Raw genomic sequence first — 21,133 nt, 5'->3', positions numbered from 1 at the left:
TTCTTCGCCAACAGTAATTTCGTGCCAGTTTTTCTGTATTATTCTTTCCGCATGTCAGGATGTTCGGTAATAATTTGCCATTCGACGCCAAATTTGTCGTTTACCTGCCCCATTGCTGGACTGAAACTGGTCTCTTGAAGAGCCATTGTTTCTTTGCCGCCTGTCAGTAAAGCAGTGAAAATTCTTTTAGCATCGGCAACTTCTTTGACATCAATCAAAATAGTCACGGTTGTTCCTGGCTGTTGAAACTGACCAGGCAAAAGATCTGCAAGCATCAGTTGGGAGTTTCCGATATTTAGATGAGCATGCATAACATTATTTTCATAGCCCTCAGGTACTTTTCCATCAAATTCTTGCGGCCAATCTTTTAATACTTCCCGAGTCTCTATTTCTGCATCGAACACTTTAGCATAAAAATCAACTGCTTCATTTGCTTTCCCATTCAACAATACATAGGGTGTAAATTGTATATTCATATCCACTCTTCCTTTCACTTTTTAGTATATTCAGTATCTCAAATGCGGAAGAAAAATACTTCTTATGGATTGCGGAATTTAAATGTATCCGATAGCAGTTTAGGTAAATTAATCAAAATGGGTGGATCTTCGGGAAGCGCTTCTCTTAGATATATATCTATCTCTTTGCTTGAATCTTTGGGAAATTGAAGAGGGTAGTCTGCTTTTCCGCGTAAGCAGTCGTCTAGTACAAAGTAACGCAATGGATTGAATGTTTTTTCAATTGAACAAGCGAGTAGATAGTATTTTCCTTTAGGAACATGAGTAAACGTATGTTGTACTTTCTTTTGCAAAGCTGTGCCAACAACTGGTTTATGATTGGGGATGGAGCTATTAAATAAACCAACAAAAGTGATGCTAGTTTGATAGCTTTTAGGATAGTGAATCGTTACAGATAATTGATAGCTATCTTCTTCTTGAATTTTTTCAGCATAATAGGAAGTGGACGTTGTATCATCATAGTTCTTTGCTAAATCATAAAGAGACTCTACTTGATTTTTATACTCACGTGGAGATAGTCCCGTTTTTTTGGCAAACATTGTAGAAAATGTTCCAAGACTAGAAAAGCCAGCGTCAAAACTGGAATCTGTGATCGAACGTTGCTTTTTTAGAAAGTCTTGCTTTGCTTGTTCAATTTTTATAGAAGATAGGTAATCAGCTGCAGAAAATCCAGTGAACTTTTTGAATTCTCTACTAAAATGGTACTTACTATAGCCGAAGTGAACTGCGATGTCCTCAATAGTAATTTCATCCGATACATGTTTTTGCATGTACATAAGAATAGCGGTCATTGTCTCTTTCATAAAAGGAAGCCTCCTATAATGGTTTCCGAATGTATCAAGAATGATATTTTATATGTAAGCGTTACCCTTCACCTAGAGTATAACAAAAAGAGAGAGTTTGATAATGAATAAAGCTTCTCATATGATAAAATAGAAAAAATGACAGGAATGAGGCACATATAAATGACAAAACATAAAATTTTTACGATGAGTGTAGCCAAAGTTTATCCGCACTATATTACAAAAGCCGAGAAAAAGAATCGGACAAAGGCAGAAGTGGATGAAATTATTCGCTGGTTAACAGGCTATAGCCAAGAAGAATTAGATGCGCAGTTAGAAAATGGCACAGATTTCGAAACTTTCTTTGCGCAAGCGCCTGAAATGAACCCGTCTAGAAACTTAATTACAGGGGTCATCTGTGGCGTTCGAGTAGAAGAGATCGAAGAACCGACGATGAAAGAAATCCGTTATTTGGATAAACTTGTAGATGAGCTAGCCAAAGGAAAACCAATGGAGAAAATTTTGCGAAAAACAGTATAGAGTAAATAACACTTTGATATAATTATATGAAGACGAATCTATTAATAGTTATACTGAAGCAAATAATATATTTTTTACTATTGTTGCTTTTATCCTACCAGCCACTTTATCATACACTCCAATAAACGAATTACTTATTGATTTAAATCTAAGTGAATACTCGTTTAAAACATTCACTGTTTGTTCCAAAGAAAAAACTCTTTAGCTTGAATGGCTGAGATATTAAGTCTAAGTGTAAAGGAGCAACTTAATGCATAATAAAAGAAATAGCTATTCTTCATCTACTGATAATGATAAGTATCTAAAAAAAGTTACTGTTGGAAAACGAAAGTCTCATAATGCGCCGATTAAATTAGTTGATTATAATCCAAACTGGGTGGATTTATTTGAGAGGGAAGCCAAAAGAATTAAATCAATACTTGGCAATAAAGTTTTACAATTAGAACATGTGGGGTCTACATCGGTGCCTGATTTATGTGCTAAGCCAATTATTGATATTTTACTGGTAGTGGAAGATTCTTCCTATGAATCTTCATACGTTCCTGTTTTAGAAGCAGTAGGATATACATTAAGAATACGAGAACCAGAGTGGTATGAACATCGCTTATTTAAAGGACCAGATACAGATACTAACTTACATGTATTCAGTGAAGGGGCACTAGAGATTAATAAGATGCTTCGATTTCGTAATTGGCTACGTACAAATCGTGAAGATCGTGAAAAATACGCTAAGGTAAAACGTAAACTTGCTCAAAATACTTGGGAAAATGTGCAAGATTATGCTGCCGCAAAAACGGAAACTGTAGAAGAAATTATGAAACGAGCGAATTCAAATATTTTGTAGTTACACATAAATTGAAAATGTATAATACGAGTAGATAGAGGAGGTAAATTATGTGTATTAGTATAGCAGTGACGAAAAAAGCTCTTTTTAATCTATAACATCGATTGAAAGGAGATATAGTATGGGATTATTTTCTATTTGTGTAGTAGATGCAGTTCATTATAATCAACAAAAGGAAGATTATAATGGACAAGAAAAATCCAAAAAATGCACAGAATTTCATAACATCTAAAGGTATATAAAGATATTCTAAGTTATACAAACATTAATAAAAATGATCATGTGTTAGAAATAGGTTCAGGGAAAGGCCATTTTACTAATGAACTATTAAAAATTAGTGGCTTTGTAACTGCAATTGAAATTGAAGACAGGTTATATAAAATTACTAAGAATATGACATCAACTTCTGACAATATTGAAGTTCTCAATTACGATATATTGAAATTTAATTTTCGTAAATATGATGTTCAAAAGATTTTTGGTAATATTCCCTTCAATATAAGCACAGATATTATCAAAAAAATTACTTTTGAGAGCCATTCAAAATATAATTATCTTATCGTTGAATACGGATTTGCTAAAAGGTTACTAGACATGCAGCGAGCTTTTGACGATGAATGTGGGATTTAAAATGCTGAGAACTAAACCGGTAAAATAGACACCCGCATATACCAACAATCACTAGGTTGATACACAGTGTCATGAGTCTATACGGATTGACAAAATGGGATTGAAAGTCGTCCACTGTCCAATTTGTTGAACGTAAGAAATTTATCTGAAACGATAAAAAAGTCAGGAGCAATATACCAAGAGTTGAAAGCATTACAAATCGGCAGACGAGTGATTGATTACTGGAGTGAATCCGGTTGCCTTTATAATGGAAGAAACGTATATATTCTCTTTTCTACACAGACCCTTCTTCAATTATTCTAGATATAATCAGTCATTTGTTATTATTCTCCAGTTTAGGTATGATGAGCTGAAGAGAAAAATAAAGTTGTTCCAAAGTAAAGGGTGAGTGGATATTATTGTTGAAAATAACCGTGACTTAAACGGTGAAACACTTCAAAGCATGGCGCCAGTTAGTTTAATGATGGCTATTTTTCTGTTGGCATATACGATATGGTTCGGATTTGCGTGGGGCTTAGTCGGTTGGATTCTTTTTACTGTGAGCTTATTTATATCCACTATTCTATTTGTAAAGAGTATACAAAATATTAAACATTCCAAATTATTTGAAGTACATGAAACAGAATCAGGTAAACGGATCGGTAAAGCCATGGGCATTCTCAGTGGTGTCAGTTATGGAATTCTATGGTTATCCGTCATTTTGTTAGTTATTGTTGATTGGTATGCACTGATTATGCCAGTAGTAACACTTATTATTGGATTACATTTCATCCCTCAAGCAAAAATTATGAATCGAACATTAGATTATTTTGTCGCGCCAATCCCCATTACAACAGCACTGATTTCTATTATTCTAGTGATTAACTCAGATTTATCATGGCAATCTGCCTTCGCTATTGCGAGTATCGGTGGTGCCATTGCAACAATAATCTATGGGTTTCATATTTTGAGTACATATCATCAACTAACCAGTCACAACGCTGCAAATAAAAATGGTAAAACGCCATAATTTAAAGTAGCAATCACAGTTTAAAGAATATAGGGCATTTTATACACAAAAATAAGGATTTAATTAATAATAAAATATTTTCTCGTTCTTTTATCTTTGTGTATTATAGAACAACATATTTTTATTAAATGTGGGTTGTGGAATTTGCTTGTATTGTCGATGATCAATATGCACTTTAAATGGTAAGTTTCTATCTTTTGGATAAACTTTTTGACGATAAGACGTGTGCTTCAATAATTCTTTCGCCTTTTGGGTGAGTGGATGAATGTATCGGAACATTAGACCATTAATCTTCTCAATAATTCAAAATTGTTATAATCAAACAAAGGGTACAGTTATGAAATATAAAAACATAGAGCAAGTCATCCATCAATTTCATCCTCACGATAGAACTGCTCGTTAAATGCATTGAATCAAAATCTGCGACCGAACAGGAGAGGTCTTAATGGAGAGAAACGAACAAAAAGAATACTCAAAAGAAGGCGCTGTTCCTGTACTGATTGACATCATTCACAACTTCGAAAGAGAACAAATAACCATATCACAAAATTTAAACAGATTAAAAAGATAACATGGACACTCTTTTTCATCAGGGTTCGTAAGTTGTACTACTTGTAATAAATAATTGCTTGTTATACGCTAAATTAAGAGTAATCCTATATCGTTTTAAATCATTCAATTTTGTTTTTTGATGAAGGGGGGATACAGTTGGAAGCTATAATTATTATATTCGTATCCGTACTTGGTGTAGCTATAGCTAGTATAACAACATTAAAAAGAAGAAAAAAGAAGGATAAATAAAAATGAAAAGAGCCAAAACAAGCAGGCCTACTGTTCATACTTCATCACACACAAAGAATTTCCGGTCCTGGTGATAATTTTGGTATTCTCTGGCATTTGCTTAACTTGTTACAACTATGTCCACTTAACCGATATAAACTTTGAATTTAAATTATCTTGTTCATACCAGTCAGACTATTATTCATTTAAAAATAATACGGAAAAATTAGCAGCGAGTACCGTCATTAAAAAGTCTATTTACCCGAATAACACATATACAATTGAATCTATTTTACTAAGCATGGACTAAAAATTGGCTACGCTTCGCTTTGTTGGGTTTGTGCGTAGTCGTTACTTTTAACCTCCGTTATTCTATAAATAACCATGAACACCTTTAAAATATACAAGTACCATTTCTGACGCTGTTTACATATAATGTAATGAATTGATCAGAAAGCTCTTTATTCCATTTCTTTCTATCTGGTTTAATACTTTTTAACCGCTTTCCTCAATACTTTTTTTGTTCATATACTTTTGATTAAAACTTCATTGAAGCTCTCAAACTTTTTGCCGTTAACGAATCTGCCTTATCAATCATTTCATTTCTTTGGGTGATCCCTCAAAAAATGATTTTTCCGGTTTCTTTATCTGGGGTATATTCTTTCTTCCAGTTAAATATCGTTGCTCCTGAAATCCCATATTCACGTGCCAAAGAAGGAACACTTTGTCCTTGTTCATTTAATTGAAGGCTCAATTCTTTTGTTTCTTGATTATATTTCTTAGCTATCATTGGACATCCTTTCATAGAATATTATTGGATTCTACAAATATGTGTCTATGAATTTAACCTAACACCATGATAAATGACAGTTTAAATTTTGCTTCTTCTAATTGTATATAGCTAATATTTTTTCTATAAGTACCGAAGTAATTATGGAATTCCTTAATTATGACTGTAGACTTTGATGTTTTCCCAGTTACTTATATTGTACTGTCCATTGATATTGCTACAATATCATACCAACCGTTTACGTTACACTGGTTTTGTTTATTCCAACCGATAGCAACAATGGTCCCACCTGATTTAAATACCATGCTATGACGTTGACTTGCTGCTATGGTATTTATTTTATTGTAACTAGGTGACAACTTAGTAACCATTTTATATCAACTACTTTCAAAAGATCATTATATTTATATTATATAAGCTTTAAAAACAGCTATTCTTTGAATTAATTAAGCGTTTTTATATTTTAATAGTATGATAAAATAAGTATATGTTTTCACTGTGCTACAATAATTTTAATAATAAGGGGGATTCCAAAATGAATGGTAAGGAAATATATAGTGCTTGGGTTAGAGCTTGGAATGAGGACATAAATATACTTGATGGTATAGTTGATAAGGAGTGTGTTGTTCACCAAGCTAGAACCGATAATAAGAAATCAGATGAGTTAAAGGGTATAGAAGCTGTAAAAAACGTTATACAATCTAGTGCAGCGTATTTTAACGATATAAGTATGACATTAGTTGTTACACCTATTGAAGAAAATAATTATGTTTCGGCAAGATGGAATTTTAAAGGAAGATACAACGGGGAAATGCAAGGTGCAAGAGCAAAGAAGGGCACAAGCATTTCTTTTGAAGGGACAGATATATTCTTTATAAAAGATGGAAAAATAAAAGACTATTGGGTTTCCTCTGATGTAATGGACTTTATGAACCAACTTGAAATGCTTTGACTTGTTTGAACGATACACGAAAGATAGCTTTTTTGAAAAGAGGACATATTGATCCCTTTGTGTAAAATGATGTGTTTTAGTTATTGTGATCATTTGAAAAAAATTCCTCCAAAAGCCTTGAAAAAAGCTCTTTGAAGGAATTTTCTTACTACTCCCATTCCACCGTAGCCGGTGGTTTACTCGTCACATCATACACGATGCGATTTACATGTTCGACTTCGTTTACAATCCGTACGGAGATGTGTTGCAATACATCCCACGGGATGCGTGCAAAGTCAGCGGTCATACCATCAATGGAAGTAATGGCGCGGATGCCGACTGTGTAATCATAAGTTCGTTCGTCGCCCATAACACCGACAGAACGGATGCCGGGTAGTACGGTGAAGTATTGCCAGATATCGCGGTCTAAGCCAGCATTTGCGATTTCTTCACGTAAGATCGCATCGGATTCACGGACGATTTCTAGTTTTTCTTCGGATAGTTCACCTAACACACGGATACCTAAACCAGGGCCTGGGAATGGTTGACGCCAAACGATAGCATCCGGCATTCCTAGTTCAGTACCTAATGCGCGGACTTCATCTTTAAACAACGTATTCAATGGTTCAATTAATTGGAAGCTCATTTCTTCTGGTAGCCCACCCACGTTATGGTGAGATTTTATCGTTTGCGCTGTTTCAGTACCTGATTCGATCACGTCGGTATAAAGAGTACCTTGCGCTAAGAAACCAATACCTTCTTCACCAGCTAATTTGATGGCTTCATCGTTAAATAAATAGATAAATTCATTTCCTATGATTTTACGCTTTTGTTCTGGATCCGTTACACCAGCCAGTTTGTCTAAAAAGCGTTTTTGGGCATCAACTTTGATAATGTTTAGACCGAATTTGCCACCTAAGCTGTTCATCACTTGTTCCGCTTCATTTTTACGCAATAAGCCATGGTCAACAAAGATACAAGTTAACTGATCACCAATGGCTTTATGTAAAAGCACACCAACAACACTAGAATCTACGCCACCTGATAGGGCAAGTAAAACTTTTTTATCGCCTACTTTTTCGCGAATAAGAGCAGTTTGCATATCGATGAAGTTTTCCATCGTCCAATCGCCTTTACATTGGCAAATATCTAAAGCAAATTCCTTTAATAAGTCATTACCGTATTCGGTATGACGGACTTCCGGGTGAAATTGTACACCATAAATTTTACGTTCTGCATTTTGAATGGAAGCAATCGGACAATCTTTACTTGTCGCTACTACTTCAAAGTCAGTCGGAAGATCTTTGACTAGATCCCCATGACTCATCCAAACGGTTTGATTATCAGGTGTAGAACTAAACAATTTAGCTTTTTCTGCAGTGATTTCGATGCCGGCTTTACCATATTCACGGTTTTGAGCTCTTTCAACAGTACCGCCGAGACGATGTGTTACTAACTGCATGCCGTAGCAGATACCTAGGATTGGGATACCTAGTTCAAAAATTTCTTCATCAATACCAAAGGAGTCGGTGTCATAGACACTGTTTGGACCGCCAGATAAGATGATTCCTTTTACATTCATTTGTTTAATTTCCGCAGCTGTCGTTTTATGACTTAACAACTCAGAAAAAACGCCACAATCGCGGATGCGTCGGGTAATGAGTTGGTTATATTGGCTACCGTAGTCCAATACAATAATTTTTTCTACATCTGCCAAATGTTCAACGTTATTCACGATAATTTCCCTCTATTCTAATTAGTTTTAAGCAAAATATTTAAAATTTGCGTAGCAATATTTTATCGATTTTATGGTAATCAGTTTTATGAAGAATTATATCTGCTCGCGATCGTGTGGGCAAGATAAATTCTTTTAAGTTTTTCAAATTAACATTTTTCCATACGGATTTTGCCATGTCAATCGCTTCTTTACGATCACCCATAGCGTATTCATAATAGTAATTTGAAGGATCTTGAAAAGCAGTGTCCAACAAGGACTCGAAACGTTCTAAGTACCAACGTTCCACTAAAGCAGGATCTGCATCGACATAAATGGAAAAATCGAAAAAATCACTAACGTAGATTTGTTGATTTGCGGGCAATTGAAATACATTAATTCCTTCAACAATCAAAATATCCGGTTGCGAGATTGTTTCATATTCCCCTTCGATGATATCATAGCTTTTATGAGAATAAAGCGGAATTTTCAAATCTTTTTCACGAGATTTTACACTGTTTAAAAATTCAATGAGTCTTTCCATATCATAGCTTTCAGGAAAACCTTTGCGATCCATAATACCACGTTCTTCTAACACGCGGTTTGGATGCAAAAAGCCATCGGTAGTAATTAGTTGCACATCTTGTTTAGGAAACAATCGTGATAGTAAGGTTTGTAATAGACGTGCTGTCGTACTTTTTCCTACGGCTACACTACCAGCAATACCTATAATAAATGGGGGGACTTTTATATAACGATGTAAGAAAAGCCCTTTGCTTAAAGTTAATGATTCGTATTCTTTCATATGTAAATGAATCATGTGACACATCGGAATGAAAACATCTTCTACATCTTGCATTGAAATCCGGTCGTTCAAACTTTTAATATTATCTAATTCTTCTTGCGTTAATGGCAGATGTTTAGGTGTATAAAAACCTTGCCATTCGCTACGAGGAATTTGATAGAAATTCATATATTCTTCCATGGTTCCTCCTCACATAACAAATAAACAGATTATTTTTTGGATCGCTGTAATTCTAAAATCAACATAAATATTTTAACACAAAAATAAAATAGCTCCTAGTTACAGTAGAAAAAAAGCAGAACTTTCATTTACTTTAAGCAAAAAATCGGTATGATAAAAGTAACAATACAAAAAAGGAAGAAAAATATGACTAATCACTATTATCAAGCAAATTCAGATACTCCTCACAATATTTCAACTTGGTCTTTTGAATTACTAGACAAAAATTTCCATTTTATCACGGATAGCGGCGTATTTTCTAAGGGTACAGTCGACTATGGCTCAAGAGTGCTTATTCAAACTTTTTCATGGCAAGACTTACCTGAGGGAAAGATTTTGGAAATTGGTTGCGGTTATGGTCCAATAGGATTGGCAATCGCCCATGCGAGTGATCGACAAATTGAAATGACAGATGTGAATGAACGAGCGATTCAACTTGCTAAGCAAAATGCTAGACAAAACCAAATTGACAATGTAGATATTCATTCTTCTGATATTTATAGCGCTGTTTATGAAAAAAATTATGCGGCTATTTTAAGTAACCCGCCCATTCGTGCTGGGAAAAAAGTAGTACATCAGATTATTGCAGATAGTTATCACTACTTACAAGAAGCAGGAACATTAACGATTGTTATACAGAAAAAACAAGGTGCACCCAGTGCGCAAAAGAAAATGCAGGATGTATTTGGCAATGCCTCAATCATAAAAAAAGATAAGGGATACTATATTATTCAAAGTTACAAGGAGGAAAAGAAATGAAGCTGACTATCCGACAGATTGCCGAAATGGCAGGCGTTTCAGTGACAACCGTTTCTCAGATTTTGAATCATAAAGGAAGACGCTTTAGCGCAGAAACACGGCAACGAGTCAATGATATCGTTGAAAAATATCAATATAAACCAGATTTTTTTGCTTCTAATTTGATTACTCGTCATTCAAAAACCATCGGCATGATTGTTCCGGATGTAACAGATTCTTTCTTTTCTAAAATTGTTGAAGGCGCTGAACGTTATACCAATCCTCTAGGTTACATGTTAGTCCTTTGTAACTCTCATCATGAATTAGAAAAAGAGATTCAATTATTACAACAGTTAGCAGATCGTTCAGTTGAAGGTGTTATTTTAGCTACCCCTAATATTTTGCCGGAAGAATATAGTGTTGATAGTGAATTTTCACAGACTATGCCTCTGGGTTTGATTGACCGTGGTATTAATCAACGCGATAATGGGCGTTTGATGGTTAAGGAATATGAAGGAGCTTATCAAGCTGTTTCATATCTAGTAAAAAGCGGGCACTATAATATTGGTTTAATTAAAGAAAATACCGATTACTATCAATTAGAAGAACGATATAACGGTTATTACCAAGCTTTAAAAGATGCCGGTATTTTGTTTAAACATGAAAATGTAGTAACGGCTGATTTAACGGTCGAAGGTGGATATTATGCTGCTCAACAATTACTAAAACAAAAGCATCTCACGGCGATTTTTTGTAGTAATGATGCTATGGCTATGGGTTGCTACCGCGCTATTTACGAACAAAACTATAAAATACCTGATGATATTTCGGTAATTGGCTTTGATGGGCTGAGCTTTTCTAAATTTATGAATCCGCCATTAACTACTATAAAACAGCCAGTGTTTGATATTGGTTTTACTGCAGCTAAATTTATTGTAGATGCTATTGAATTTCCGGAACAGCGAATTCCGAACAAAATTTTTGAAACAAAATTAATTTTTCGTGAGAGTGTAAAAAATTTAGCATCTGAATGATTTAATTTTTTGAATTGTTACAACTTAGGATTGACAATTATGAAAGCGTCTTGTATTCTAAATTCAGAAAGGGCTTTCATTTATGAGTATGTTTAGTAAACCGTTTTACTTAAATGTTTTACCTCCCTTTAAAGTATTGTATAATAAATTAAAAATCAGGAAGCGGGGTTTGTCTGAATGCGCATGGTTGATTTAATTGAAAAAAAGCGGGATGGGTACGCTTTAACCAAAGAGGAAATTGAATTTATAATTCAAGAATACACAAAAGATAAGATTCCTGACTATCAGATGAGTGCTTTTCTTATGACTGTCTTTTATGAGGATATGACTGATGAAGAAATTACAGCTTTAACTTTAGCAATGGCTGATTCAGGAGAAAAGATCGATTTATCTTCGATTGAGGGGATTAAAGTTGATAAACATTCAACTGGAGGCGTTGGAGACACAACGACTTTAGTTTTAGCTCCTCTAGTGGCAAGCGTAGGTGTGCCAGTTGCTAAAATGTCTGGTCGTGGTTTGGGCTATACTGGAGGAACGTTGGATAAATTGGAATCTATACCAGGGTTTAAAATCGAACTTTCTGACCGTGCGTTTATTGACGAAGTAAATAAAAACAAGGTAGCAGTGATCGGCCAAAGTGGTGACTTAGCTCCAGCAGATAAAAAACTATATTCCTTACGTGATGTGACGGCGACAGTTGATTCAATTCCTTTAATTGCAAGTTCGATTATGAGTAAGAAAATCGCTGCAGGTGCAGATGCGATCGTTTTGGACGTTACAACAGGTGAGGGTGCATTTATGAAAAACCTTGAAGATGCAAGACGATTGTCTCATACAATGGTTCGTATCGGCGAACTTGCTAAGCGGAAAACGATGGCGGTCATTTCTGATATGAGTCAACCTTTAGGAAAGGCGATCGGAAATGGTTTAGAGGTTGTAGAAGCCATCGAAACCCTGCAAGGAGAAGGCCCTAATGATTTATTAGAGATGTGTTATGTGCTTGGTAGCCAAATGTTAGTCTTAGGTGAAAAAGCAGAAACTTTAGAAGAAGCTCGAAGCCTGTTAGAAGAAGCTGTTTCTTCCGGAGCAGCGTTTGAAACTTTTAAAAATATGATCAAAAATCAAGGCGGTGACGAATCTATATGTAGCCAACCTGAGAAATTATTAACAGCGCCTTTTAAAATCGAGTTACCTGCTAAAAAAGCGGGTGTTGTTACACAACTTGTAGCCAATGAAATTGGTATTGCTGCCATGATGTTAGGCGCAGGTCGTCAAACCAAAGAAGAAACGATCGATTATGGTGTAGGATTAAAGTTACATAAAAAAGTTGGCGAACAAGTAGAAAAAGGAGAATCCTTAGTGACAATTTATAGCAATACTGAACAAATTGAACCAATCAAAGAGAAATTATATCAAAATATTCAGATCGGAGAAGCTGCTGATAAACCAATATTAGTCCATGAAATCATTACAGAGTAGGGGTTAGAAAAATGGAGTTAAATCGTATAATCGACTATACGCTTTTAAAAGCAGAAGCCACCCGAAAAGAAGTGCTAGAGGTGATTGAAGAAGCAAAAAAGCAACGTTTTTATGCTATTTGTATCAGTCCCAGCTGGGTTTTTCTAGCAGCCAAGGAATTAAAACGTGACCCAACAGTCGTATGTACAGTGATTGGATTTCCTTTTGGAACAAATACTTCAGAAGCTAAGGCATTTGAGACAAAAAATGCTATCGAAAATGGTGCAGATGAAATTGATATGGTGATGAATATCGGAGCGCTAAAATCTGGTATGGAAGAAAAAGTCCAAGCAGATATTCAAGCAGTTGTTGATGTAGCTAAGGATCAAGCGTTAGTAAAAGTTATTATTGAAATGAACTTATTAACCAAAGAAGAATTATTGAAAGCTTGCGAACTTGCACGAGCAGCTGGGGCTGATTTTATAAAAGCTTCTACTGGACTGTTAAAAGTAAATACTACAGTAGCAGAGGTAAAATTGCTAAAAGAAATTGTTACTCCTGAAATGGGCGTCAAAGTTTCTGGCGGTATTTATGATGAAGATGAAGCATTAGCCATGCTTGAAGCGGGTGCTAGCAGGTTAGAAATAAGTGCTAGTGTATCCATGATGACTAAAAACAATAAAATGAAGAAATTAGGAGGTGGAAGATGGCAAAGGCAAAAGAAGAATGGATAGCAGTAGCACAAAAAGCATTGAAAAAAGCTTATGTTCCTTATTCACATTTTCCAGTAGGCGCTTGTTTGGTGACTAAGCAGGAGAACATATACCAAGGTATTAATATTGAAAATGCTTCATATGGTTTAAGTAATTGTGCAGAACGGACAGCCATATTTAAGGCAGTTTCTGAAGGGGAGCGAGATTTTGAGCATTTAGTTATAGCTGGTAATACGTTACAACCGATTTCTCCTTGTGGTGCTTGTCGCCAAGTAATGGTTGAATTTTTTGAACAGGATATGCCGGTAACGCTTATAGGTGAGCATGGTGCAAAAAAAGAAATGACGGTGGAACAACTACTTCCCTATTCATTTATTGGGCAAGATTTATGATGGATTTGAAACAGTTAAAAGCTGTTTAAATTAAAAATATTTTTTAGGAGGATTTATAATAAAATGAAAAAAGCGAAATTATTTGGGATCGGTACTATAGCGATGGCTAGTGCCTTACTATTAGGTGCGTGTGGTAATGGTGGAGGTTCCGGCGATGGCGGCGGTAATGGAGAGGGATCAAATGCTCCGGCAGCTTTAATTACTGATACAGGTGGTGTTGATGACCGCTCGTTTAACCAATCTGCTTGGGAAGGATTGCAAGATTGGGGAGAAGAAAATAATGTAGAACGTGGAAACGACGGATACCAATATTTCCAATCAGGCAATGAATCAGATTATATCCCTAATATTGACCAAGCACTGAATGCTGGATTCCAGACAATTTTTGGTATTGGCTACAAATTGCAACCAGCGATCGAAGAGCAATCACAGAATAATCCGGATACCAATTTTGTTATTGTTGATGATATTGTCGAAGGGGATAATGTAGTTTCGGCAACCTTTAAAGACCATGAAGCTGCTTATTTAGCAGGGATTGCAGCTGCATATACCACAGAAACAGATAAAGTTGGATTTGTAGGTGGTGTTGAAGGTGAAGTTATTGATCGTTTTGATGCTGGTTTTACAAAAGGTGTAGAAGATGGCGCTGAAAAATTAGATAAAGATATCGAAGTGTTGAACCAATATGCCGGTGATTTCTCTGCGCCTGATAAAGGACGCTCGATTGCTCAAGGTATGTACTCGCAAGATGCAGATATTATTTATCATGCTTCGGGTGCTACAGGAAATGGCGTATTCCAAGAAGCGAAATCAAGAAACGAGTCTGGTGACGATAAAGTTTGGGTTATCGGTGTTGACCGTGACCAAGAAGATGAAGGAAATTATGACAATGATGGAGAAGAAGATAATTTCACCCTAACTTCTACATTAAAAGGCGTAGGAACTGTTGTTCAAGACTTGGCACAAAGATCTGCAGACGATGACTTTCCGGGTGGCGAACATTTAGAATATGGTCTAGATGAAGATGGTGTTGGCTTAAGTGATGGTTATTTATCAGATGAAGCAACAGAAGCTGTTGAAGAAGCTAGAGATGATGTTACAAATGGTGATGTTGAAGTTCCTGAAAAGCCATAAAATAATAGGGCTCGTTGATCGTCGGCAAAATGTCGGCGATCAACGCATTGATTTTTTCTTTCAATAAAAATAAAGAGCGATAACGTTAATGTGTTCTTGCTCCTTTTTATTGAGAGAAAAAATCTCTATTATAAAAAGTTTACGATGCGCGATTGTTTGTTTCAGAATTACTTCCAAAGGATGTGAAAAATGTGTCAGAGGAACAAGTTGTAGTGGAAATGCGCGACATTACAAAAGAGTTCGGACTCTTTAAGGCAAATGATCGGGTAAATTTGCGTTTGAAAAAAGGTGAGATTCACGCTTTACTAGGGGAAAATGGCGCGGGTAAATCAACGCTGATGAATATGTTATCTGGATTATTGGAGCCAACTTCCGGAAAGATCCTTATTGATGGTAAAGAGGTAACGATCGCTGGCCCGAATACAGCAAATCAGTTAGGAATCGGCATGGTCCACCAGCATTTTATGCTAGTAGATGCATTTACGGTAACTGAAAATATTATCTTAGGAAACGAACCTAGTCATTTAGGAAAAATTGACCGGAAAAAAGCTCGTCAAGAAATTATGGAAGTTTCAAAGCGATATGGTTTGCGAGTGGATCCTGATGCTTATGTGCGAGATATTTCGGTAGGAATGCAACAAAGGGTAGAAATATTAAAAACATTATATCGTGGTGCGGATGTATTAATTTTCGATGAACCAACTGCAGTATTGACTCCGCAAGAAATCGATGAATTGATCGAAATTATGCGTGGGTTAGTAAAAGAAGGTAAATCGATTATTTTAATTACGCATAAATTAGACGAGATCAAGTCGGTGGCGGATGAGTGTACTGTTATTCGTCGCGGTAAAGGTATTGGCACCGTGACGGTCAAAGATGTTTCCTCCCAAGATTTAGCTGATATGATGGTAGGACGTTCTGTACTATTTAAGACGGATAAGAAAAAAGCTGACCCGAAACAAAAGGTATTATCGATTAAAGATTTAATTGTTAAGGAAAATCGTGGTGTTGAAGCGGTAAAAGGTCTTAATTTAGATGTTCATGCAGGAGAGATCGTTGGTATTGCAGGTATAGATGGGAACGGACAGTCTGAATTGGTACAAGCACTAACAGGATTACGTAAAGCAGAAGGTGGCTCTGTTCAATTTAAAGGTACTGATATCACTAACCTCAGGCCAAGGAAAATCACTGAAAGCGGCGTAGGTCATGTGCCAGAGGATCGTCATAGATGTGGCTTGATTTTAGATATGTCGATAGCCGAAAATCTTGTTTTACAAAATTATTACTTGAATCCTTTTAGTAAAAACGGTGTATTAGATTACGGCAGTATCCATGAACATGCACGAACATTGATTGAAGAATATGACGTACGAACAGTCAATGAAATGGTGCCGGCCCGCTCCTTATCTGGTGGGAATCAACAGAAAGCTGTAGTTGCACGTGAAGTGAGCCGTGATCCGGATCTTTTAATAGTAGCCAATCCGACTCGTGGTTTAGATGTAGGCGCGATTGAATTTATTCATAAGCGTTTGATTAACCAAAGAGATAATGATAAAGCTGTTCTTTTAGTAAGTTTTGAACTTGACGAAATATTAAATGTATCAGATCGAATCGCTGTTATTTATGATGGGAAAATCGTTGGTATCGTAAAACCAGAGGAGACTTCTGAACAAGAACTTGGATTGCTCATGGCCGGTTCTTCTTTGGAAAAAGCTAGACAAGAACTTGCTCAACAGGAGGTAACAGCTGATGAATGATCGTAATGTAAAAATTCGTAATATTTTAGTTCCTGTCCTTTCGGTTATTTTAGGCTTAGTCATTGGTGCAATTCTCATGGCCGCTTTTGGTTTTAACCCGGTTATTGGTTATCAATCGATGATAAATGCTTCTTTAGGGAATTTAAGAAGTATCGGTGAAACTTTACGACAAGCTACACCACTGATCTTTACCGCATTGGGATTTTCAATTGCTAATTCTGCCGGCTTTTTCAATATTGGGCTTTCCGGTCAGGCTTTATGCGGTTGGGTGGCAAGTGTTTCTTTAGCGTTAGTCTTTCCTGATTTGCCTAAAATTATTTTACTTCCGTTGTGTATCATTGCGGGGGCTTTAGCTGGCGCGCTAGCAGCTGCAGTTCCAGGTGTTTTACGTGCCTATTTTGGTACGAGCGAAGTAATTGTAACGATTATGATGAACTATATCGTTTTATACTTAAGTACCTTTATTTTACAGGATTGGATGCCAGAAAGTTTTCGTTCTAGTCTGGATTCCTCAAATCGAATTACTGAAAATGCTAGTTTGAATATGGAAAGTCTTTCGACCCTTTTTGGTGGTTCACGGGTTAATGCAGGGCTGTTTCTAGCTTTATTGGGCTTAGTTGTCGTCTGGTTTATCATGAAAAAAACAACGCTTGGCTATGAAATACGGGCTGTCGGATTAAACCCAAACGCCTCAGAATATGCTGGAATGAGTAGTAAAAGAACGATTATTTTATCCATGGTACTTTCTGGGACTTTTGCCGGTTTAGGTGGTGTCGTAGAAGGGCTAGGAACTTATCAAAACTTTTTTGTACAGACAGAGTCACTTTCAATTGGTTTTGATGGATTAGCTGTTTCCCTTCTAGGTGCAGGTACATCTATTGGAATTTTACTTTCGGCACTATTATTTAGTATTTTGCAGATTGGTGGTTTAGGTATGCAAACTGGTGCAGGAGTGCCATTTGAAATTGTCAATGTTGTAATTGCCTTAATTATCTTCTTTGTTGCTATTAGTTATATTATGAGAGTGTTACTTGCTAAAATCATGCCGGATAAAAGGCAGGAAGAAGTGGTCCATAATATTGAATCTTCAACAGACGATCAGGATGGAAAAGGAGGCGGCCTATAATGTCAACGATTGGATTGATATCTTTAATTTTAACATCTGCACTGGTCTATTCGACCCCTTTGATCCTTACAGCGCTAGGTGGCACGTTTTCTGAAAGAAGCGGTGTTGTCAATGTGGGGTTAGAAGGTATCATGGTTATGGGCGCTTTCAGTGGGATTGTCTTTAATTTAGAGAACGCTGGGAGATTCGGTGGTTGGACGCCTTGGTTAGGAATTATTGTTGGCGGTATAGTAGGATTATTGTTTTCACTACTACATGCCGTAGCAACCGTCAGTTTTCGTGCTGATCATATTATTAGTGGTACAGTGGTTAACTTAATGGCACCAGCTTTAGGCGTCTTTTTAATCAAAGTTTGGTATGGCAAAGGACAAACAGATAATATTGATAGTAATTTAGGCTATTTTTCCTTTCCCGGCTTAGAAGATATTCCTGTTATTGGGGATATTTTCTTTAAAAACACCTTTTTGCCAGCATATTTAGCGATTGTTATTGCTATTATTGCTTGGTATGTAGTTTCTAAGACACGCTTTGGTTTGCGCTTGCGCTCAGTGGGTGAACATCCGCAAGCAGCAGATACTTTGGGCGTAAATGTTTATTTGTTCCGTTATTCTGGAGTTCTACTTTCGGGTCTATTAGGTGGTATGGGTGGTGCTATCTTTGCACAATCCATTTCAGGGAACTTTTCTGCAGGAACTATTGTTGGGCAAGGCTATATTTCCTTAGCTGCGATGATTTTTGGTAAATGGAATCCATTAGGTGCTATGGGTGCCGCGATTTTCTTTGGCTTTGCTCAAAGCTTGAGTATCATAGGAGCTCAGCTTCCGGTGATTTCTTCTATTCCGCCTGTGCTTTTACAAATCGCCCCGTATCTATTGACAGTCATTGTCCTTGTTCTATTTTTGGGTCGTTCTTCGGGACCGCAAGCAAGTGGAAAAAATTATGTAAAATCTAAATAAAAAGTTTAGTTAAAGGGGCGGGCTTAGGGAGCTTTTATAAGCGCCGCTTCTTTTTATAAATAAAAAATTTAAAGTAGGAGTGTTCAAATGGATTCGTTACAAGGAAAACTTAAGGAAACTACGGAATTTATTAAAAATAAAGGTGTAGGCGACGTTGAATTTGGTTTGATTTTAGGTTCAGGCTTAGGTGAATTAGCTGAAGAAATTGAGGATGCACAAACGATTAATTATGACCAAATTCCACATTTTCCAGTTTCTACTGTTACAGGTCATGCTGGCCAATTGGTGTATGGTACATTAGCTGGAAAAAAAGTACTAGCTATGCAAGGGCGTTTTCATTACTATGAAGGTTATTCGATGCAGACCGTAACTTATCCGGTAAGAGTAATGGCTGCTTTAAAAGCCCATTCTTTAATTGTGACAAATGCAGCGGGTGGCGTAAATCTAGACTTTACACCGGGAGATTTAATGCTGATTACTGATCATATTAACTTTATGGGAAGCAATCCATTATTTGGTGAAAATATTGATGAATTAGGGCCACGTTTTCCCGATATGAGTGAGGCCTATCGTTTAAGTTATCGCACAAAAGCCCAAGAAGTGGCAGAAAAGCAAAATATTCATTTAAAAGAAGGAATCTACATGGGATTTTCTGGCCCTACCTACGAAACGCCAGCTGAAGTTCGTTTTGCACGAACTGCCGGAGCAGACGCTGTGGGAATGTCAACAGTGCCAGAGGTCATCGTTGCATGTCACAGTGGCTTAAATGTATTAGGTATTTCTTGTGTGACAAATTTAGCGGCTGGTATGCAAAAAACTTTGGATCACAAAGAAGTTGTAGCAACGACTGAACGAGTAAAAATTGATTTTAAAACGTTAGTGAAAGAAACATTAAAAGCTTTATAGATAAGGAGGAATCACATGAGCGTTCATATTGAAGCAAAACCCGGAGAGATCGCAGATAAAATACTACTTCCTGGTGATCCGTTGCGGGCAAAGTATATTGCTGAGACGTTTTTAGAAAATCCAGTTTGTTATAACCAAATCCGTGGGATGCTAGGTTATACGGGCGTTTATAAGGGTGAACGAGTTTCAGTGCAAGGAACCGGTATGGGGATGCCTTCTGCTACAATTTATGCTCAGGAATTGATTGAATCTTACGGTGTTAATAAGATTATTCGTGTGGGTACCTGTGGCGCGCTTTCAGAAGAAGTCCGTGTTAGAGAACTTATTTTAGCTCAAGGGGCAGTGACAAGCTCTGCAATGATTCAAAAACATTTTCATGATTTTTATTATGCACCAATCGCTGATTTTCGTTTGTTGAAATCGGCCTATGAAATTGCTGAAAAACAAGGCTTTACTACTCATGTCGGAAATATTTTATCTGAAGATACATTTTATAAAGATGATATGACAGAAACCTTTCAATTAGCTGAATTAGGGATTAAAGGTGTAGAGATGGAAGCAGCGGCATTATATTATCTGGGAGCAAAATTTGGGGTTCAGACGCTTGCCATTTGTACCGTTAGTGATCATATGATTACAGGCGAGGAAACGACAGCACTTGAAAGACAAACGACTTTTGATGAGATGATCAAAGTTGGATTAGATACAGCTTTGAGTTAGAAAAATAAGTGTCATTTGAGATAAGTTATCTTTTATATTTTCAATAATGTAAAAGATAACTTATTTTTTATATGTTATTTTTATTAGTCAGTAAAGGTCTATATATTAGTTTATATTTGAGCTGTTAAATTTATTTTTTTATTATTTTACTCTATTATAAATAAAAAGGAGGAATGATTGATGAGATGGGTAATAAAGCAGGAAGATTTAGATAGAGTAAAAGAAGAGCACGGGAATGCTCAAAGTATTGTTGGTTATGCTGATGAGCATAAGTTGCTAACAATTCCTATTCCGAAAATGTATGCAATTTTGCTAGATGATAATGAACTAAAACTTGTTCAATTGAATATGAATATGGAAGTAAAAAATATTGACACTATTCCCATAAGTAGCATTGATGCTATTAAAATTAGTGGAACGGTAGTCAAAAAAGTGGTGGTGACAACCAAAGATACTAAAGTCAAGCTAGCTGTGAAAACCTTAGCTGTGGGTATACAAAAAGCACAAAAAGAAATGATAGAAAAATTGGGAAGTTTAGTTAAATAAGATACCATTTATTTTTCAAAAAAGTATAATCAAAAGCTATTCATATCTTATTTTTAGAAGCTATGAATAGCTTTTTTGACTTTAAACAAAATTC

The 21,133-nt window shown here is 36.2% G+C and carries 22 protein-coding genes and 1 pseudogene; 18 read left to right on the top strand and 5 right to left on the bottom strand.

What is annotated here, in order from left to right; all coding sequences use genetic code 11:
• Positions 1–38 precede the first annotated feature (38 nt).
• Both C7K42_RS12430 and C7K42_RS12425 read right to left on the bottom strand, forming a co-directional pair.
• The gene (locus C7K42_RS12430) at positions 39–476 is read right to left on the bottom strand and encodes a VOC family protein (protein ID WP_014125677.1); all 438 of its coding nucleotides are present in this window, start codon (positions 474–476) and stop codon (positions 39–41) included.
• Between the two features lie 62 nt (positions 477–538).
• Positions 539–1,318 carry a helix-turn-helix domain-containing protein gene (locus tag C7K42_RS12425; RefSeq protein WP_014125676.1) on the bottom strand — a complete coding sequence of 260 codons (780 nt, stop codon included), beginning with the start codon at positions 1,316–1,318 and terminating at the stop codon, positions 539–541.
• Between the two features lie 162 nt (positions 1,319–1,480).
• Here C7K42_RS12425 and C7K42_RS12420 point away from each other — a divergent pair, with 162 nt between their 5' ends.
• From C7K42_RS12420 to C7K42_RS13330, 5 genes and pseudogenes are all read left to right on the top strand, one after another.
• The gene (locus tag C7K42_RS12420; RefSeq protein ID WP_014125675.1) at positions 1,481–1,837 is read left to right on the top strand and encodes a DUF2200 domain-containing protein; all 357 of its coding nucleotides are present in this window, start codon (positions 1,481–1,483) and stop codon (positions 1,835–1,837) included.
• A gap of 250 nt (positions 1,838–2,087) precedes the next feature.
• Positions 2,088–2,681 (top strand): GrpB family protein, encoded by a 594-nt coding sequence (locus C7K42_RS12415; protein ID WP_014125674.1) that lies wholly within the window; start codon positions 2,088–2,090, stop codon positions 2,679–2,681.
• A 185-nt stretch (positions 2,682–2,866) separates the two neighbouring features.
• Positions 2,867–3,287, top strand: a pseudogene (locus C7K42_RS12410) (23S rRNA (adenine(2058)-N(6))-methyltransferase Erm(C)); the annotation flags it as partial.
• A gap of 502 nt (positions 3,288–3,789) precedes the next feature.
• Positions 3,790–4,320: a hypothetical protein gene (locus C7K42_RS12405; protein ID WP_124175438.1), complete on the top strand. Its 531-nt coding sequence runs from the start codon at positions 3,790–3,792 to the stop codon at positions 4,318–4,320.
• A gap of 445 nt (positions 4,321–4,765) precedes the next feature.
• Positions 4,766–4,891, top strand: a complete 126-nt coding sequence (locus tag C7K42_RS13330) for a hypothetical protein (RefSeq protein ID WP_256729338.1) — start codon at positions 4,766–4,768, stop codon at positions 4,889–4,891.
• An 828-nt stretch (positions 4,892–5,719) separates the two neighbouring features.
• Here the strand turns inward: C7K42_RS13330 and C7K42_RS12400 are convergent.
• Positions 5,720–5,890 carry a transposase gene (locus tag C7K42_RS12400; RefSeq protein WP_014125670.1) on the bottom strand — a complete coding sequence of 57 codons (171 nt, stop codon included), beginning with the start codon at positions 5,888–5,890 and terminating at the stop codon, positions 5,720–5,722.
• A gap of 535 nt (positions 5,891–6,425) precedes the next feature.
• Here C7K42_RS12400 and C7K42_RS12395 point away from each other — a divergent pair.
• Positions 6,426–6,842, top strand: a complete 417-nt coding sequence (locus tag C7K42_RS12395; protein WP_014125668.1) for an ester cyclase — start codon at positions 6,426–6,428, stop codon at positions 6,840–6,842.
• Between the two features lie 148 nt (positions 6,843–6,990).
• Here the strand turns inward: C7K42_RS12395 and guaA are convergent, their stop codons facing one another.
• Entirely contained in the window at positions 6,991–8,556 is a 1,566-nt protein-coding gene (gene guaA, locus C7K42_RS12390) for a glutamine-hydrolyzing GMP synthase (RefSeq protein ID WP_014125667.1), read from the bottom strand.
• Positions 8,557–8,596: 40 nt separating this feature from the next.
• On the bottom strand, positions 8,597–9,520 hold the full coding sequence (coaA, locus tag C7K42_RS12385; RefSeq protein ID WP_014125666.1) for a type I pantothenate kinase: 924 nt from the start codon (positions 9,518–9,520) through the stop codon (positions 8,597–8,599).
• 186 nt (positions 9,521–9,706) lie between these two features.
• On the opposite strand from coaA, the gene C7K42_RS12380 reads away from it, so the two are divergent.
• From C7K42_RS12380 to C7K42_RS12325, 12 genes are all read left to right on the top strand, one after another.
• The gene (locus tag C7K42_RS12380) at positions 9,707–10,318 is read left to right on the top strand and encodes a class I SAM-dependent methyltransferase (protein WP_014125665.1); all 612 of its coding nucleotides are present in this window, start codon (positions 9,707–9,709) and stop codon (positions 10,316–10,318) included.
• On the top strand, positions 10,315–11,331 hold the full coding sequence (locus tag C7K42_RS12375) for a LacI family DNA-binding transcriptional regulator (protein ID WP_014125664.1): 1,017 nt from the start codon (positions 10,315–10,317) through the stop codon (positions 11,329–11,331). The genes C7K42_RS12380 and C7K42_RS12375 overlap by 4 nt, the downstream gene beginning before the upstream one ends.
• Before the next feature lie 177 nt (positions 11,332–11,508).
• Entirely contained in the window at positions 11,509–12,810 is a 1,302-nt protein-coding gene (locus tag C7K42_RS12370; protein WP_014125663.1) for a pyrimidine-nucleoside phosphorylase, read from the top strand.
• Positions 12,811–12,821: 11 nt separating this feature from the next.
• The gene (gene deoC / locus C7K42_RS12365) at positions 12,822–13,523 is read left to right on the top strand and encodes a deoxyribose-phosphate aldolase (RefSeq protein ID WP_103096945.1); all 702 of its coding nucleotides are present in this window, start codon (positions 12,822–12,824) and stop codon (positions 13,521–13,523) included.
• Positions 13,496–13,894, top strand: a complete 399-nt coding sequence (locus C7K42_RS12360; protein ID WP_103096947.1) for a cytidine deaminase — start codon at positions 13,496–13,498, stop codon at positions 13,892–13,894. Before deoC ends, C7K42_RS12360 begins: the two co-directional genes overlap by 28 nt.
• A 63-nt stretch (positions 13,895–13,957) precedes the next feature.
• The gene (locus C7K42_RS12355) at positions 13,958–15,028 is read left to right on the top strand and encodes a BMP family lipoprotein (RefSeq protein ID WP_103096948.1); all 1,071 of its coding nucleotides are present in this window, start codon (positions 13,958–13,960) and stop codon (positions 15,026–15,028) included.
• Positions 15,029–15,246: 218 nt separating this feature from the next.
• The gene (locus tag C7K42_RS12350; RefSeq protein ID WP_373852843.1) at positions 15,247–16,785 is read left to right on the top strand and encodes an ABC transporter ATP-binding protein; all 1,539 of its coding nucleotides are present in this window, start codon (positions 15,247–15,249) and stop codon (positions 16,783–16,785) included.
• A complete protein-coding gene (locus C7K42_RS12345) occupies positions 16,778–17,911 on the top strand; it encodes an ABC transporter permease (protein ID WP_014125658.1) in 1,134 nt (377 codons plus the stop codon). The genes C7K42_RS12350 and C7K42_RS12345 overlap by 8 nt, the downstream gene beginning before the upstream one ends.
• Positions 17,911–18,867 carry an ABC transporter permease gene (locus C7K42_RS12340; RefSeq protein ID WP_014125657.1) on the top strand — a complete coding sequence of 319 codons (957 nt, stop codon included), beginning with the start codon at positions 17,911–17,913 and terminating at the stop codon, positions 18,865–18,867. The genes C7K42_RS12345 and C7K42_RS12340 overlap by 1 nt, the downstream gene beginning before the upstream one ends.
• 87 nt (positions 18,868–18,954) lie before the next feature.
• A complete protein-coding gene (locus C7K42_RS12335; protein WP_103099662.1) occupies positions 18,955–19,773 on the top strand; it encodes a purine-nucleoside phosphorylase in 819 nt (272 codons plus the stop codon).
• Positions 19,774–19,788: 15 nt separating this feature from the next.
• Positions 19,789–20,493 carry a purine-nucleoside phosphorylase gene (gene deoD / locus C7K42_RS12330; protein WP_103099661.1) on the top strand — a complete coding sequence of 235 codons (705 nt, stop codon included), beginning with the start codon at positions 19,789–19,791 and terminating at the stop codon, positions 20,491–20,493.
• Between the two features lie 180 nt (positions 20,494–20,673).
• Positions 20,674–21,039, top strand: a complete 366-nt coding sequence (locus tag C7K42_RS12325; protein ID WP_103099660.1) for a hypothetical protein — start codon at positions 20,674–20,676, stop codon at positions 21,037–21,039.
• The last annotated feature ends 94 nt before the right edge of the window (positions 21,040–21,133 follow it).

This window comes from Tetragenococcus halophilus subsp. halophilus DSM 20339 (assembly GCF_003841405.1).
In the GTDB taxonomy this organism is placed as follows: Bacteria; Bacillota; Bacilli; order Lactobacillales; family Enterococcaceae; genus Tetragenococcus; species Tetragenococcus halophilus.
This window is presented reverse-complemented; position numbering and strand designations above follow the sequence as displayed.

What these genes read in the sequence shown, in the direction of transcription:
- C7K42_RS12325 (WP_103099660.1), top strand. Translation starts at nt 20,674, where the DNA reads ATGAGATGGGTAATAAAGCAGGAAGATTTAGATAGAGTAAAAGAAGAG.
- C7K42_RS12375 (WP_014125664.1), top strand. Translation starts at nt 10,315, where the DNA reads ATGAAGCTGACTATCCGACAGATTGCCGAAATGGCAGGCGTTTCAGTG.
- C7K42_RS12335 (WP_103099662.1), top strand. Translation starts at nt 18,955, where the DNA reads ATGGATTCGTTACAAGGAAAACTTAAGGAAACTACGGAATTTATTAAA.
- C7K42_RS12370 (WP_014125663.1), top strand. Translation starts at nt 11,509, where the DNA reads ATGCGCATGGTTGATTTAATTGAAAAAAAGCGGGATGGGTACGCTTTA.
- C7K42_RS12425 (WP_014125676.1), bottom strand. Translation starts at nt 1,318, where the DNA reads ATGAAAGAGACAATGACCGCTATTCTTATGTACATGCAAAAACATGTA.
- deoC (WP_103096945.1), top strand. Translation starts at nt 12,822, where the DNA reads ATGGAGTTAAATCGTATAATCGACTATACGCTTTTAAAAGCAGAAGCC.
- C7K42_RS12395 (WP_014125668.1), top strand. Translation starts at nt 6,426, where the DNA reads ATGAATGGTAAGGAAATATATAGTGCTTGGGTTAGAGCTTGGAATGAG.
- coaA (WP_014125666.1), bottom strand. Translation starts at nt 9,520, where the DNA reads ATGGAAGAATATATGAATTTCTATCAAATTCCTCGTAGCGAATGGCAA.
- C7K42_RS12345 (WP_014125658.1), top strand. Translation starts at nt 16,778, where the DNA reads ATGAATGATCGTAATGTAAAAATTCGTAATATTTTAGTTCCTGTCCTT.
- C7K42_RS12400 (WP_014125670.1), bottom strand. Translation starts at nt 5,890, where the DNA reads ATGATAGCTAAGAAATATAATCAAGAAACAAAAGAATTGAGCCTTCAA.
- deoD (WP_103099661.1), top strand. Translation starts at nt 19,789, where the DNA reads ATGAGCGTTCATATTGAAGCAAAACCCGGAGAGATCGCAGATAAAATA.
- C7K42_RS12430 (WP_014125677.1), bottom strand. Translation starts at nt 476, where the DNA reads ATGAATATACAATTTACACCCTATGTATTGTTGAATGGGAAAGCAAAT.
- C7K42_RS12360 (WP_103096947.1), top strand. Translation starts at nt 13,496, where the DNA reads ATGGCAAAGGCAAAAGAAGAATGGATAGCAGTAGCACAAAAAGCATTG.
- C7K42_RS12415 (WP_014125674.1), top strand. Translation starts at nt 2,088, where the DNA reads ATGCATAATAAAAGAAATAGCTATTCTTCATCTACTGATAATGATAAG.
- C7K42_RS12380 (WP_014125665.1), top strand. Translation starts at nt 9,707, where the DNA reads ATGACTAATCACTATTATCAAGCAAATTCAGATACTCCTCACAATATT.
- C7K42_RS12420 (WP_014125675.1), top strand. Translation starts at nt 1,481, where the DNA reads ATGACAAAACATAAAATTTTTACGATGAGTGTAGCCAAAGTTTATCCG.
- C7K42_RS12350 (WP_373852843.1), top strand. Translation starts at nt 15,247, where the DNA reads ATGCGCGACATTACAAAAGAGTTCGGACTCTTTAAGGCAAATGATCGG.
- C7K42_RS12355 (WP_103096948.1), top strand. Translation starts at nt 13,958, where the DNA reads ATGAAAAAAGCGAAATTATTTGGGATCGGTACTATAGCGATGGCTAGT.
- C7K42_RS12340 (WP_014125657.1), top strand. Translation starts at nt 17,911, where the DNA reads ATGTCAACGATTGGATTGATATCTTTAATTTTAACATCTGCACTGGTC.
- C7K42_RS13330 (WP_256729338.1), top strand. Translation starts at nt 4,766, where the DNA reads ATGGAGAGAAACGAACAAAAAGAATACTCAAAAGAAGGCGCTGTTCCT.